The organism is Microvirga sp. GN3 (genome assembly GCF_055792825.1).
On record NZ_JBVVAK010000004.1, the window covers coordinates 1 to 15008 of the forward strand.

General features: G+C 60.4%; 12 protein-coding genes and 2 pseudogenes. 2 read left to right on the plus strand and 12 right to left on the minus strand.

Annotation, left to right across the window (positions count from 1 at the left end):
- Both ACS5Q1_RS03140 and ACS5Q1_RS03145 read left to right on the plus strand, forming a co-directional pair.
- A partial coding sequence (locus ACS5Q1_RS03140; protein WP_473096830.1) for a hypothetical protein occupies nt 1–205 on the plus strand: 205 nt, incomplete at its 5' end.
- Nucleotides 206–649: 444 nt separating this feature from the next.
- Nucleotides 650–1666: an IS110 family RNA-guided transposase gene (locus ACS5Q1_RS03145; RefSeq protein ID WP_473096996.1), complete on the plus strand. Its 1017-nt coding sequence runs from the start codon at nt 650–652 to the stop codon at nt 1664–1666.
- Between the two features lie 108 nt (nt 1667–1774).
- Here the strand turns inward: ACS5Q1_RS03145 and ACS5Q1_RS03150 are convergent.
- From ACS5Q1_RS03150 to ACS5Q1_RS03205, 12 genes and pseudogenes are all read right to left on the minus strand, one after another.
- A pseudogene (locus tag ACS5Q1_RS03150) lies at nt 1775–2737 on the minus strand (IS481 family transposase).
- 74 nt (nt 2738–2811) lie between these two features.
- Nucleotides 2812–4164, minus strand: coding sequence for an ArgE/DapE family deacylase (locus ACS5Q1_RS03155; protein WP_473096831.1), 1353 nt, complete (start codon nt 4162–4164; stop codon nt 2812–2814).
- Between the two features lie 123 nt (nt 4165–4287).
- The gene (locus ACS5Q1_RS03160; RefSeq protein ID WP_473096832.1) at nt 4288–5058 is read right to left on the minus strand and encodes an ABC transporter ATP-binding protein; all 771 of its coding nucleotides are present in this window, start codon (nt 5056–5058) and stop codon (nt 4288–4290) included.
- A gap of 88 nt (nt 5059–5146) precedes the next feature.
- Nucleotides 5147–6493: an ABC transporter substrate-binding protein gene (locus ACS5Q1_RS03165; RefSeq protein ID WP_473096833.1), complete on the minus strand. Its 1347-nt coding sequence runs from the start codon at nt 6491–6493 to the stop codon at nt 5147–5149.
- Between the two features lie 39 nt (nt 6494–6532).
- Nucleotides 6533–7603, minus strand: coding sequence for a branched-chain amino acid ABC transporter permease (locus ACS5Q1_RS03170; RefSeq protein ID WP_473096834.1), 1071 nt, complete (start codon nt 7601–7603; stop codon nt 6533–6535).
- A 3-nt stretch (nt 7604–7606) separates the two neighbouring features.
- The gene (locus tag ACS5Q1_RS03175) at nt 7607–8488 is read right to left on the minus strand and encodes a branched-chain amino acid ABC transporter permease (protein WP_473096835.1); all 882 of its coding nucleotides are present in this window, start codon (nt 8486–8488) and stop codon (nt 7607–7609) included.
- Nucleotides 8489–8496: 8 nt separating this feature from the next.
- The gene (locus tag ACS5Q1_RS03180) at nt 8497–9267 is read right to left on the minus strand and encodes an ABC transporter ATP-binding protein (RefSeq protein WP_473096836.1); all 771 of its coding nucleotides are present in this window, start codon (nt 9265–9267) and stop codon (nt 8497–8499) included.
- Nucleotides 9268–9270: 3 nt separating this feature from the next.
- Nucleotides 9271–10704 carry an LLM class flavin-dependent oxidoreductase gene (locus tag ACS5Q1_RS03185; RefSeq protein ID WP_473096837.1) on the minus strand — a complete coding sequence of 478 codons (1434 nt, stop codon included), beginning with the start codon at nt 10702–10704 and terminating at the stop codon, nt 9271–9273.
- A 74-nt stretch (nt 10705–10778) separates the two neighbouring features.
- Nucleotides 10779–11951: an acyl-CoA dehydrogenase family protein gene (locus ACS5Q1_RS03190; RefSeq protein ID WP_473096838.1), complete on the minus strand. Its 1173-nt coding sequence runs from the start codon at nt 11949–11951 to the stop codon at nt 10779–10781.
- Between the two features lie 484 nt (nt 11952–12435).
- Nucleotides 12436–12835: pseudogene (locus ACS5Q1_RS03195) on the minus strand (aspartate 1-decarboxylase).
- A gap of 648 nt (nt 12836–13483) precedes the next feature.
- Nucleotides 13484–13948 carry a DUF6894 family protein gene (locus ACS5Q1_RS03200; RefSeq protein ID WP_473096839.1) on the minus strand — a complete coding sequence of 155 codons (465 nt, stop codon included), beginning with the start codon at nt 13946–13948 and terminating at the stop codon, nt 13484–13486.
- 627 nt (nt 13949–14575) lie between these two features.
- Complete coding sequence (locus tag ACS5Q1_RS03205; protein WP_473096840.1) at nt 14576–14941, minus strand: HU family DNA-binding protein; 366 nt, start codon at nt 14939–14941, stop codon at nt 14576–14578.
- Nucleotides 14942–15008 lie beyond the last annotated feature (67 nt).

Consider the following 15008-nt stretch of genomic DNA (forward strand, 5'->3'; position numbering starts at 1 on the left):
AGGTCAGGTCATTCCGCTGATGGGACTGCAGGTGCGCGTCATCGACCCGCAGACTGCGTCGAATACATTGGAAGGCCCACCTGCGAAGACCATCATGCGGCGAACTGGTGTCGACCGCGAAGACAACCGTGCTCCCGGCAAGCGACCATCACTGGCGCCAAGAAGAACAGGCAATGCGATCGCAATATCAACCTTCTGTTCGTGATTCGTCGAACGATCGGCAATGGTATTGTCGAGCAATTTCAAAAAAGACTTGATCAAGAGGCTGCGATTAGACAACCCCATCTGTCGCAGGATGCTCAACGGTCCCAGGCGTCGCCATGTGGGTTGTTGGTCTTCACCTTCGGATCGCCGAGCCAAGCACAGAGATCCTCCAATGAGGGGAAGGTGTGCTCAATCTTATTGAAGGGCACAGGCCTCTTGCTCCGCGGCAAATCCTCAAGCAGCTCCGCAGTTCATGTGTATGGCTGTCGTGATCCGCTTCTCACGACGCTTCCCATCACCTCAGCATTCAGCAGGAGGTCGTAGGCGCCCGGTGCGAGCTGGATCAGATGGGGTGGTTGCCGCCCTCCCCAGACGGCATCGCAGTGTGCCAAGAATGTGGTGGTTTCATCCACCAGGCGGAGAGGACGGCAAAGTGAAAGATACAATGATTGGAGTGGATCTCGCGAAGCAGGTATTCCAACTCCACGGCGCATCAATGGCGGGGCACTTGAAGTTTCGGAAGAAGCTGTCACGCTCGCAGTTTCGGAAGTTTATGAGCGAGCACCCGCCGGCAGTCGTGGTGATGGAAGCCTGTGGCAGCGCCCATTATTGGGCACGGGAGATGGCCAAAATCGGCCATGAGGTGAAGCTGATCGCGCCGCAGTATGTGAAGCCCTTCGTTAAGCGCCAGAAGAACGACGCAGCCGATGCCGAGGCGATCGTGGTCGCAGCCCAGCGCCCGGAGATGCGCTTCGTCGAACCGAAATCGGAAGACCAGCAGGCCAAGGCGGTCCTGTTTCGGGCGCGGCAGCGCCTGGTCCATCAGCGCACCGACCTAGTGAACGCACTGCGTGCGGTTCTTTATGAATACGGCCACATCGTCCCGCAAGGGATTGGCCAACTCAAGCGCATCGACGCGATCATCGAGGAGCCAAACAGCGACCTGCCCGAGCTGGTCCGCCAGGAATGTCAGGACCTTATCGACCAGATTGGCCGGAAGACAGAACGAATTGAGACTAAGACTGAGCTACTCAAGACATTGGCGGCGGAAGACGGAACAGCGAGACGGCTGCAAACGATACCGGGGGTCGGCCCGCTGAGCACTCTGGCAATCGAAGCATTCGCCCCTGATATGGCTAGCTTCAAATGTGGTCGAGACTTTGCGGCCTGGCTAGGCCTTGTTCCACGTCAGCATTCCTCAGGGGGCAAGGAACGTCTCGGGCGTGTATCAAAGGAGGGGCAGGCTGACATTCGCCAGTTACTCATCGTTGGGGCGATGTCGCGGCTGAACTGGCTCGGTCGCAAGTCGATTCTTGAGGGTTCGTGGCTGGCACAGATGCTGGCGAGAAAGCCGCGGATGCTCGTGGCGGTGGCCTTGGCAAACAAGATGGCACGGACGATCTGGGCCATGCTCACCAAAAAAGAGGATTATCGGAATCCGGCACCGGCCGTGGCTGCATGACTGACCTGTAGCAAACAGCCTGATGTCGGTAAGGGGGTGTGAGAAGGCGACGACCTGAATGGGCACAATGATCGAACAGATCGGGATTAGGCGTAGGGTCTGGGGACATCATTTCAGCTGAGCCAGGGCGGTGTCCAGCCGGTAATCGGCAATCCTGATGCGCTCGCGGCTGCCGACGTAGGCCGCCTCAACAGCTTCGCCGAGAGGGATCTTGTCGAGGAGTTCGCAGACACGGTCGATGGGTGGCTGACCGCCCAGCGCGGTGTGCGGCTGATGCCAGTTCCAGTGATGCTGCCACTCCGACAACTTCGCCTCGATCTCCGGATCCTTCGGATCAACCGTGTCCCAGAATTCCTCCCGATCAGCGCGGTGCGTCCGCTCGACCTTGCCGTTCAGATGCGGCGACCGGGGCGGGATCGGCCGAAACTTGATAGCCTAGTCCATCAGACGCTGCTGAACCGCCTCGGCAAAGAACTCGCGACCGCGATCGGTTTGGAGGCGCTGGATCGAAAACGGCATCTCCTCGATGAGGCGCTCCAGAAAGTCGAGGGTGTTGGTGCCCGTGGCGCGGCGGTAAACGCCGAGCACCTTGTAGCGGCTGCAGTCGTCGATCGCCGTGTACTGATAGACGCCAGGCCTGGTCTTGCAGACGTCCATCTGGACCCGATCACCTGGGATCGGACGGCTGTAGCGTCGTTCGCCCTTGCGCCAGCGTCGCGGCCAATTCAGCACCTGCGCGCCATGGCGAACGAGCGTCCGGTGGATGGTGTCGAGTGACAGCGTCAGATCGTGCTGCCGGATCAGTTCATTGCGCAGTTGCTTGACCCCGAGCCGCCTTTCTCGGCGAAGCGACAGGATGAGGGCTTCCTGGTCGGCAAAGACCTTCTGGGCGGCCAGACGATACGGGCGGCGGCTGTGGTCTACGAGGCCTGCCTCGCCATCCGCCTGATAGCGGCGCCACCACTTGCGCAGCGTGGGCCGAGAAATGCCGCAGCGGCGACAAACCAGTCCAGCATCGCCGGTCTCGGCATAGAGCTCGACCCACGCACGACGCGCCTTCGTCAGATCCACAGCAGCAACAGGATCAGCATCGCATCTCAGAGGTGGATCTGACGATCGGAAAGTTGAAACGATGTCGTCGGACCTCACAAATCAGGAGCAGATCTTGCGCTGGCCCCAACGCCGCACCATGCTGCCACGAACAGCGCAATCGTCTTCGTCACGCGCCGCAACGAAGAGAGGGAGACGCGCTCATCGATAGCATGGATGTTCTCCGCGATAGGCCCGTAAACCAGTGAGGGGATCCCCGCGTGGACAGCATAGACGGCGGCATCGAGGTAGCACGCCATGACGTAAGCCTGTAAGGGCAGGCCACCGGGGGCATTGGCAGCGGCATGCGCTTTGGCGAGGACAGCCTCGGCGTCGGAACCAGGAGCAAGCGTATAGCCCGCATGCATGACGCCGACCCACTCCACGGCCGGGTCTGGGCAGCGCTGAACCAATGGATCTTCGGCAGCCATCAGGCCGATAAAGGCTTCGAATTCCCTCACCCGCTCCTGAGGGTCGTCGCCAGGATAGAAGCCAATGCGCCCCTCAAAGCGGCAGCATGCTGGAACCGATGCGATCCACTCGCCGCCGTTGATTGTCCCAATCGTCAGAGCCGCGGGATTTTCTACGTCCGCAAAGAACGGCTTTGTCACTCGTTCTTCATTCCAGCGTGTCTCAAGCGTACGCAAGTGTTCGATGAGCCGCATGGCCGCTTCGAGCGCGCTCACACCCCCACTGACGTCACGCGGATGGGCGGGGGTGCCATGAACCGTAACGGCAAACTTGATCACACCGGAATTGGCCCGAACAAGCTTCTCATCGGTCGGCTCCGGAATCAGCACCGCGTCGGCAACATGGCCACTGGCCAACGCCATCGCGGCTCCGTTTCCGGTAATTTCCTCCTCCACGACAGAATGGATCTGGACCGGGGCTGTCAGTTCAAGTCCGGCGGCCCTGATGGCATCGAGAGCGAAGATCGCGGCAGACAGGCCCGCCTTCATGTCGCCGGAGCCGCGGCCGTAAAGCCAATCGCCATGTCGCGTCGGTTCGAAAGGCGGGTCTTGCCACCGGTTCGGATCGCCTGTGGGCACGACATCGACATGGGCATTCAGGATGAGGGATCGTCCCTGGGTGATCACCGGGCTGTGAGCTCCGATCACATTCCAGGAATGTTCATAGCTGATCGTTGCCGGGGAAAAAGCCGGATGCTGACCAATGAACGCCTGATCGATTATCTGACGATTGACGTCGTACCCTCGCTTCCGGAGCGCTGCTTCAACCAGTGTCTGGACTCCGGATTCCTGGCCTCGAAGCGAGGCGGAGTGGACCAGGTCCGACAGGAAAGCAACCTGCGCTTCAAAGGCCTCATCGACAGCGGCGAGGATTCGATTCTGATCGATTTCGGAAAGGATGTTGGTCGATGCGGATTGGTCGAGACCGTCATTCGCCATTGTGGGAACCTTTGGATGGAGGGCCGAGCGCTGGTTGATGGATGATAGTTCCTTCTCAGCTTAGGCCATCACCTTACAAGGAACACATCTTCTGACCCCATTGAGCGAGCGGACTCGGCGCCCTCAATGCGTCAGAGGGGAAGCTGACGCGCCGAAGTAAAGCTCTTTCAAATCATCATTCCTTGCCAGCAGTTCCGCAGCCGGGCCTGATCGCACCACACGGCCCGTCTCAAGAACATACGCATGGTCCGCGTATTGCAGCGCCAGGGCGGCATTCTGCTCAGCGAGCAGGAAGCTTACCTTTTCTTGTTCGTTGAGCGTCTTGATGATCTCAAAGATTTCTTCAACGACGATAGGGGCCAAACCCATCGAAGGCTCATCGAGCAATACCAGCGTCGGCCGGGTCATCAGCGCACGTCCAATCGCAACCATCTGCTGCTCACCGCCCGAAGTGAGACCGGCCCTTGTGCGGCGTCTCTCGTTCAGTCGCGGGAACCAGGTGTAGACGCGGTCAAGGTCTTCGTTGATTTGCCGGCGGCTCGGCTTACGAAGAAATGCTCCCGTCAGCAGGTTCTCCTCGACTGTCAGCTGGGGAAAGACATGGCGTCCCTCCAGAACCTGAACGATGCCCTTCCCGACAAGGGCCGCAGGATCGAGCGCGGTGATGGACTGCCCCCGCCAGGTGATCGCACCTCGGCTGAGGCGCCCGCGCTCGGACGCAAGCAGATTGGAGATCGCCCTCAGGGTCGTTGTCTTGCCCGCGCCGTTGGCCCCGAGCAGCGCCACGATCGAGCTCTGCTCCACCGTGATCGATATGCCGTCAAGGGCCAGGATGGACTGGCCATAGACCGCCTCCGCGTCCCGGACGCTCAGAAAAGGTTCAGTGTCGCTCATTGGGCTTTCCGTGGAATGGTACTCGCGTTATGCGTCAGGCTGACGGACGGGCCGAAGCCCGTCCGTCGCTTCAACGATCAGGCAGGTTCTAGTTCACCGCTTCGCTCCGGGGGGTGATGACCTTCTCCTTGGCGTAGGCGGCGGCGCGCTCGTAGATCAAGGGCAGAAGCAGCTCCCTGTCCGATCTGACCCAGCCATCGCTGGCGACGGTCCACTTGGCGCCATCCCACTGCAGGACCTTGCCCGCACCGCCACCCTCATGGTCCTTGATTGACAGCTTCAGAGGCTGCAACAGGCCGAGGGCGCCAATTTCCTTGAGGCGGGCATCCTGCAAGTTCAGGTTTTCAAGCCCCCACTGCGCTTCCTCGCCGTTGATCGGACGGGCGCCGAACTTCTTCTGCGCTGTACGGATCGCCTCGACGGTGATGATCGCCTCGTTGACCCCGGAATTGTAGTAGACCGAACCGAAGCTCTTCAGGTCCTTCAGGTCACTGAGGCCCTTGTCGAGGATATGTTCCTTGAGCTTCTTGTGGATCTCGAAATCAGAGCCGGCCGGAAACGGCGTGATGGCGAGATAGCCCTTGGCGACCGCCCCGGCGGGGCGCACATCCTCTTCGGAGCCCGACCAAATGCCGCCAATGATATGATCGACAGGGAAGCCGACCTTGGCGGCGGTCTTGATCGCAACGGGTGTCATCACGCCCCAGCCGCGCAGGAAGACCCAGTCCGGCTTGAGCTGACGGATTTTCGCCCATTGGGCCGACTGGTCATTGCCGGGATGCGGCACCGGGACCTGAATGTCCTCGAACCCGTACGTCTTGGCGAGGTGGGCGAGGGGCGTTTGGGTCTCCTTGCCATACGGACTGTCATGATAAAGGGTGACGATCTTCAGGCTCTTCAGCTTGTCCTTCCCGCCCTGCTTTTCGGCAATGAAGTTGATGACAGAGGAGGCCTCGCTCCAGAAGCTGAACATCACCGGAAAGGAATAGGGAAAAATACGGCCGTCGATCGACTCAGTCCGCCCATACGCGAGGGTCATGAGGGGGATCTTGTCGGCGACGGACTTCTCGGTCAGGGCCTTTGAGATCGGATCGCCGTGGGGCAGGAAGATCGGCACGGGCGATCCGTCTTTGCCGCTCTTCACGCGCTCGTAGCACTCGACGCCCTTCTCGACATCCCAGTTGGTCTCGCACTCGTCCCAGAACAGCTTCACGCCGTTGATGCCGCCCTCGACCTCGTTGACATAGCGGAGATAGTCGATCACGCCGGCCCAGGCCGGGATTCCGCTCGAGGCGTAAGCCCCGACCCGGTATGTCGCGAGCGGCACATACTGCCTCTTGGCCTCTTGGGCTGAGGCGGGCGGGCTCGCGGTAAGCGAGAGGCCAAAGAGGGCGAGCGCAACAGCACGCCACGGCTTTCCTATGCGCAGGGACATGAACAAATCTCCGTTCTTGAGGATGGTTGAGGATGGACGTTAGCGAGAAACGAGGGCTTGCAGCCGCCGCAGGAGTCGCCCGAGGAGGGCCGCCAGGCCATGCGGCTCCTTGATCAGGAACCAAATAATCAGGGCTCCGAAGAGGACTTTCTGGAAGTTCTCCAATTGCCCGGCATCGATTGCCCCACCCAACAGATCATCGGCGAGGTGGTCGATCAGGATGGGAAGGAGGATGATGAAGGCCGCACCGAGGACGTTGCCGATCAAGCTTCCCAGGCCGCCGATGATGACGATGAACATGACCTGGAAAGACCGATCGAGATTGAAGCTGCGCGCGTCGACGGTCCCGAGATAGGCGAAGGCCCAAAGCGCCCCAGCCAGACCGCAGATCAGTGCGCCGATGAAGAAGGCACTCAGCTTCCCCTGCCCGACCGGGATTCCGATGATTGCAGCCGCCGTGTCCATGTCACGGATCGCCATCCAGTTTCGCCCGGTCTGACTCCGCACGAGCTTCCAGGCGACGGCCACTACGAGGCTCACCGTCACGAGTGTCAGAAGATAGCGCCCGACCGGCGTGTTGAGGTCCTGGCCGAGAAGGGTCAGCCGCGGTGCCGAAATCGACGTCGATGTGGAGTAGTTCGAAAACCAGCCATACTGGTTGAACATCCACTCCAGGAAGAACTGCGCCGCTAACGTGGTGGCCACCAGGTAGAAGCCTTTGATGCGCAGGCTCGGCAACCCGACGATCAGTCCGACCAAGCCTGCAATCAGGCCCCCGGCGAGCAGGCTGATGGGGAGTGGGAGCTCTGGGAGGCGGAGGAGGATATTGTAGGTGGCGTAAGCGCCCACCGCCATGAACGCACCGGTGCCAAGCGACGCTTGCCCGGCGTAGCCCATCATGATGTTCAACCCGAGCCCGGCCAGCGACATGATCAGAAACGGGATGAGGATGGCGTTAAGCCAATAGTCGCTGCCGCTGAGAGGGACGAGGCCAAAAGCCACCCCGATCAAAGCGATCGCACATGTGGCGGCAACCCGCTTCCTGTCGGCATAGGCCGCAGGCGAGGCAACAAGCCCAGTGGGTGCGTCGGAGCCGATGGAGGAAGACATGGATCAGACCCTTTCGATGGCCCGTTCGCCAAACAGGCCCGCCGGACGGGCAAGGAGAAAGGCGACGGCCAGAACATACGCGAACCACGTCGAGACACTGCCGCCGAGGATTGGGCCAAGGTAGATCTCGGCCAAACTGTCGCCCGCCCCCACGATCAGTCCGCCGACAATTGCACCGGCGATCGACGTAAATCCTCCGATGATGAGGACCGGCAGAGCCTTCAGGACGACGAACGTCAGGGAGAACTGGACGCCCTGTCGCGCGCCCCACAGCAATCCTGCCACGAGAGCGACTGACCCGGCGACGCCCCAGACGATCCGCCACAGGAGCTGCAGGCGGATGCCCACCGACAGAGCAGCCTGGGGGTCGTCGGCGATGGCTCTCAGGGAGATCCCGATCCGCGTCTTGCTGAAGAGAAGGGACAGGGCGACGACGAGGAGCCCGGCGGTTGCTGCGGCCACAAGGTCGAACTGGCTGACCTGGATCGGGCCAAACTCAACCGGCACGTCGACGATCCCGAGATCAAGCTCATGAACGCTGGCGCCCATGATGATCTGGGAAAGTCCCTCGATGACGAAGCTCAATCCGAGGGTCGCCATGAACAGCGTGACCTGAGGCTGGTTGACGAGCGGGCGCAGAACCAGGCGTTCGACCGCAATGCCGATCACCACCATGATCGCGAGGCTCACGAGCAACGCGAGCCACCAGTTCAGACCAGTCTCGGTCAGCGTCACGAAGGTCAGCGCCGCGCAGAGGACCATCGACCCTTGGGCGAAGTTGAAGACGCCGGACGCTTTGTAGATCAGAACGAACCCGATTGCGACGAGAGAGTACATGACGCCCGCCAAAAGGCCGCCGACCAGTGTTTCGATAAAGAAGTTCATGTCACACCTTAATGAACGGCGCCGAGATAAGCGGCGATGACGTCCGGGTTCCGGCGCACCTCGTCAGGATGGCCGTCCCCGATCTTTCTTCCGTAGTCGAGCACCACAACGTGATCGGACAAATCCATGACCACGCCGATGTCGTGCTCGATCAGCACCACCGTCGTGCCAAGATCCCGGTTGGCGTCGGCGATGAAGCGCGCCATCCGTCGCTTCTCGTCATGGTTCATTCCCGCCATCGGTTCGTCGAGCAACAGCAGGGCCGGCCGCCCCACCAATGCTCGCGCCAGGTCAACACGCTTTTGCACGCCATAAGGCAATGTCGAAACGACGGCGTCGCGGTATGCCGTCAGGTCGAGGCTCTCGATCATGCGATCCGCGCGCTGGCGAAAGTCCTTTTCCTCGTTTCGGTCACGAGGAAGGCCGAACGTGTGCTCGACGAGGTTGGTCCTGCTATGCCGCGTCAATCCTGTGAGCACGTTTTCAAGAACGGTCAACCGGCTGAACAGCGCGTTGTGCTGAAACGTCCGGCCGATGCCCCGCCGTGCTGCCGCCAAGGGAGTGATCTTCCCGAAACGCTTGCGCTCGAAGACGATCTCACCGGCATCGGCCCGATAGACGCCGGTGATGATGTTGAGGAGCGAGCTCTTGCCCGCTCCGTTCGGACCGATGAGAGCGCAGATCTCGCCCTTGACGACATCGAAGCTCAGGTCACTTAGCACCTTGATCCCTTTGAACGAGAGCGAGACGTCGCGCAGCTGGAGGATCGCGCTTGCCATCTGTTATTCTCCTGCCGCTGCAAGTCGATTCCCATGGGTGTGACTGTCGGCGGGTTCTGCCTCACGGCGCTTGACAGCCTCGATGTCTCGGTACTGTGCACCCGGATGGGTCTCCGGCAGATAAGCGCCTTCGCCGAACAGCTTCTCGCGCAACGTGCCTGGTTTGTAGGAGGTCGGGTAAGATCCGCGCCGCTGAAGCTCGGGAACGAGGAACTCGACCACGTTCTCGAAGCTCTCGGGCGTTACCGCGTAGGCGAGGTTGAAGCCGTCCACGTCCGTCTCGTCGATCCATTCCTGCAGGATGTCGGCGACAGTGGCAGGCGAGCCGACGAAGACCGGTCCAAAGCCGCCGATCCCGCCCCAGCGCGCGAGCTCCTCGATCGTCCAGGATCTTCCGCCGCCTGCGAGAGTCTCGACGACGGAAACGATGGCGTTGGTCTCAACCTTCTTGACGAGATCGGTCGGCGCGTACTGGCCAAAATCGATGCCGCTCCAGCCGGACATAAAGACCAGCGCCCCGTCGTAAGACGTGTAGCGCTTGTACTCCTCAAACTTCGCCTGGGCCTTCGCGTCGGTCTCGTCGACAATGATGGTGACAAGGGTGTAGATCAGGATCTTGCTTGCGTTCCGCCCGGCCTCGGCTGCCTGGCGGCGGACGTCTGCGACATAGGCTTTCAGCGCAGGCTTTGTCGGGGCGCCGACGAACACGCATTCGGCATGATGGGCCGCGAAGGCTTTGCCCGGCCCTGACGCACCTGCCTGATAAAGCACGGGGGTGCGCTGCGGGGACGGTTCGCACAGGTGATAGCCGGGCACTTCGAAATAGCGTCCCTTGTGCCCGATTTCGTGCACCTTCTCCGGAATGGTGAAGATCCGCCGGTCCCGGTCCCTTACGACCGCTCCTTCCTCCCAGCTTCCCTCGAAGAGCTTGTAGAGCACCTCCAGGTACTCGGCGGCAACGTCATAGCGATTGTCGTGGCGACGCAGACCGCCTTCGCCGATGTTCTTGGCCCCGCTTTCGAGGTAGGAGGTGACGATGTTCCAGCCGATACGTCCCTTGGTATGATGGTCCGCCGTCGAGAGACGGCGGGCGAATGTATAGGGGTGCTCAAAGGATGTCGACGCCGTGATCCCGATCCCAAGGTGTTCGGTCGCAAGCGCAATGGGCGCCGCGAGCTGCAACGGGTCATTGACCGGGATCTGAGCCGCTTGCTCAAGGGCGTGGTAGTTGGAGCCTTTGTAGACGTCGTAGTACCCGATGACGTCGGCAATAAAGATCCCGTCGAAGATCCCGCGTTCCAGGATCTTCGCGAGGTCAGTCCAATACCCAAGGTCTTTGTAGTGCCATGACCGATCGCGGGGGTGCGTCCAAAGGCCGGGGGATTGGTGGCCAACGCAGTTCATGTCGAATGCGTTGAAGCGAATGGTCTTACTCATTGGATCCGACTCCGGTGTGCACGTCTTGTTTCATGAGGCCCGCGAAGGGCCGAGTGCTTCATGCAGGCTGGCTGCTAGCCTTGGCCGATCTGCCAGACATAGACCGGCTCGCCACGGTTCAGGGTCCAATCACCCAGGATCTTTTCCTTGTAGATCAGGGGGTTGTGGCTCAGCACTGTCCGCGCGTTGCGCCAGTGGCGATCGAGAGCCTTGTCGTCCGCCGTGGCCGAGGCGCCGAGTGCGTTGAAGAGATCTCCGGTTGCGCGCAGCACGATATCGGCGATAGCGACCTGGGCCTTGGCGGCCTCGATCTCGGCGGAGGTATGCGCTTCCGGCTCGCTGCCTGCATGGCTCGTGAAGGAGGCCTCGTAAGCAGCCTGTACGGCTTCACCGGCGCGAACGGCGATAGCCTCGGCCGCATAGGCGGCAGCAGCGATACGTCCCACGACTTGTTGGATCTGAATGTCCTCGGCGGGCCGGCGGGCGTTGCCGTGGCTGTAGACACGAGTCCGGGCTCGAACCTCTTGGGACACGTCCCGCTCTGCTGCTCTGACAATTCCTGCGAGCACAGCGACCAACACCAACTGGTAGAAGGCGGTCTGATATTTGAATTGCGCACTGAAATCGGTGACGTGCGCGCGCTCTACGGACGCATTCTTGAAAACGGTGGTTCCGCTCCCGGTCGTTCGCTGGCCAAATCCATTCCAGTCGTCGAACTGCTCGACCCCAGGTTGATGAGTGCTGACGATCGCGATCACATCGGCTCCTGTGTCCGCACGTTGCGCATAGACACCGATCCAGTCGGCAAAGATGCTGCCGGTGCTGTAGTACTTGGTGCCGTTCAAGAGCCAATGGTCTCCCGACGGCGTGACCTTGGTGCTGACATCACCGAGTTTCACGTTGCCGATTTCGGTCCACGCGCCGCCCACGATTTCGCCGGCGACGAAGCGCTTGAGCCAAGCATCCCGCTCCGCTCCCGGTTGGGACACGAGCCTGTCCTCGACAGAGCCGAAATGGGCGCGCAGAGCCTGCGGGAGATTCGAGTCCGCCTCGGCCAATTCGATCAGCAAGCGCGTCAGCTCCGAGAGGGTCGCCCCACCGCCGCCATACTCCACAGGAACCCGAACCGCGCCAAAGCCAGCCTCCTTAAGCCATTGGATCGGCTCCCGAGGGAGAGTGCGATTCCTCTCCCTCTCGACAGCTCCTTCGGCAATCCTGTCGAACACCGGCCGAAAGCGCTTCGCCAAAGCCTCGTACCCGCTCTGGCGGTAAGAAGTATCACGAGGACCAATATCTTGGAATTCTTGCACTTTCGCGAAGGCTTCGGCGCTCATGTTCTGCCTATGGTCAGTCAGTAAAAGATGCGGCCCAACGTGAAGCCAAGTCCCGTCCCAAGTCAACGGAAACGTTCTTTTTAAAAAACAGGGAATCGGAGAAGAAATGCTCGATCTTGACTTGAGAGGGGAGTAATTTTTGCTCAATACGCTTGCGCTGCTCGAGCCGGAGACAACGCGAACCACAGTGTTTCCGCCAAGGATAAGATTTGCCGACAGCAATCGAGGAGAGCGATTGTGCCCGCGGGTGACCGAGGAGCTATTCACCCCGGCGGAGCGGCCAAACAGGGCTTGGCTTGAGGCCTCGAATGGCTCAAGAGCGACAGATAAGTTCGTCATATCGAACGATGAAAGCTACAACCGAGTTGTACCAGGACGTGCATCGTGGCGGGTGCTGCTAGCGGCCGGCCGCCGTGACGAGGGGAGCCGGCTGTCTGGTGCCAAACTCATCCAAGATCGAGAAGCGGCAGCGTCCCTGCATATCCCGGGAGGTCTGATTGTGAGATGCTCGATGACATGGTTGTCGCGGTCGAAGGTCAGGATCTTCGGCGGGATCTCAGTGACCTGGCTCCCAGGGATGTAGACTGAGTTGCAGATGATGGCGGGATCTCCCGGTTGACAGGTGCGCGCCGCGGTCCAATTCAGGATACAGCAGCGGAAGCCACACTTGCCGAGGATGACATAGGTCGAGATCCCGGCCCCAGAGTTCTTGTTCCAGATCTCGATGAACTCCATGGCGCGAAGTCGACCTCTTCGCAGTGGTCAGGGTCGAAGGTGATCAACCCATGATAGTTCAGTTTGGCTTACGTGAGATGGATGCCATGCAGCTTTCCGGCGACAACCTTCCTCATGCGCGATCCTATTCGGTTCAGAGTTCGATGCGTAGCCAAGCACGGAGCTCTCCCAGACTCGCAAATGCGTGCTCCATTCGGCGCAAGGGTTGTGGCAGCTGGTCGTAGGATTGATCGTGAAGCGACTTGGCGATCCAAGTGATCTCACCGGCGCGATGACCGATGCGCATGACGCGCCATGATCCTCTCATCAAGTCCAAGATCGTAGCTGTCGGGAGCCAGCTGAACCAGAAGGTATGTCATGGATACCACTCTCCAAGTCGTGTCCGAGCATCAATCCACTTGGATCGCTTGAATCCCTGCTGTCTGCTCGCTCAATGTAAGGTGAACGACTGAGCGTCGAGCGCTCTGGCGGCTCTTCCCCCACCGAGCTAATCTGGCAAGGGCGGTTTGTAAGGTCGAGACAGATCTGAATCCCACTCTCGGTCCGAGTCGGCTATAGCAAGTTGTGATCATATGTCCGGTCGACGCTGCAGCGGACAATTTCGTGTTCGTGGCGTGGTATGCATTGACGAACGCTGCTCCTGTTCGTCACCGCGGCGTCATCACATCTGCGCGCGTTCGCCTGCTTGCACATGACGTTCGGCGCCTGCCCTAACCCCGTCTGGACTCCGCTACACGGACATCCACGACCAGAAGCGGCTCGGGTTGCGCGTTTCTGACGCGGACCGTAATCCGCCTGTGCTGATGGATCCACTCTTTGGCGAGCTCGCCTGCCGTCTGCAGGGCTGTCCGACGCGCCTCCTCCGGAGCGGCGAGATCGATTCCATCCGCATCGGTGCACCACCGCTCATCGTCACACCGGGTGTCGAAGTAGTAGCGGTCACCGCCCTTCGCGTGGGACGAGCTCTGGTTCGCCTCGGACGGGGGCGGTTGGGCCGGCGAGGAGGTTCGTGTGAGCTGCTCGACCAATGCCTGGAGACGCGGTGGAAGCGGTGCGTCGAGTACATCCCCGTACAGACCCGCGAGCGCACGCCCAATGTGGAGTCCCACCTGCCCTTGATCCGGGTTGAGGCTATTTGAAAATCGCGGCGGATCCTGCTCGCTGCGCTCAGCCATAAGGTTCACCTGACGTTGTTGCTGACGGTCCTGGTTCAACTCACCCGACGGACTCCCCTATACGCCGGGAAGATGCCTGCACGAATCGGCGGTGCGGCATTACAACTGATAGCTGCTTTGAGCAGATGGCTAATTCACGGGCCGGGCCACAGACCCTGCGGCACGTTCAATTCCGGCACGATCCCCTCGACTGTAACGCTTTGCCTAAGCTACCCTCGAGGCAGCAAGTTTATGTCCGAGCTCATGTTGTGATGACGTCAGGCTGGTGGAGCAAGCCGACCGATCATATTCTTGAAGCATCGCGATCGCCTCTTCGGCATAGGCACGATATCGGGCTCTGACTGGCTCGGGTTCCAAATCCCACCCACGCGTGTCATCTTGGCTCTCGTAGAAGGCTTGAGCCACGGCCTCGATCTGCTGCAGCGTCATTGCTTGTGGTCTCCTGTCCATAAGAGCGGCATCGTTCGCGATGCACCCGCACTCACAACGGCCGTCACAGCGTGCATATAAACGTTGTCCGGAGTTTCGTTTGGGAGCTCGGATCGAATCTGATGGACACCGCTCGCTGTAAATCCAGTCAACCAGCCATAAACAGCACTGGCTGTGATGCTCCACTCCTGTTCTGGCTTAAGTCGTCGTTTCATGTTGCGCGCCCTCCGGGACTTCGATGTGCTGCTCATCGGGACCAGATAGCCGAGAGGAAGCTCGGTAGAGATGTGCCTTGGGAAGCGGCGAGGCGCTAAAGAGAATGATCCGACGCGGCTGGATGGGCACTTCCACTCCCGTTCTGTGATTGCGCCCCATGCGCTTGCTCCTACTGCGCACCGTGACGACACCAAAAGACAAGGGTTTAACGTTCTCGCCTTCTACCAGCGCGGTGAAAACTGCTTTGATAACTTGGTCAACCAGATCTGCGGCATAGTCCTTTGTGACGGCGCCGTGTCGGTACACGGCCTCGGCCAGATCGGCGCGGGTCACCCTCTTGCGTGCCATCAGAATCCTCAAGTCAGGTTAAAAAAGGGCTGCCGTCACCAGCAGCCCAAGTTCGGGAGGAACGACT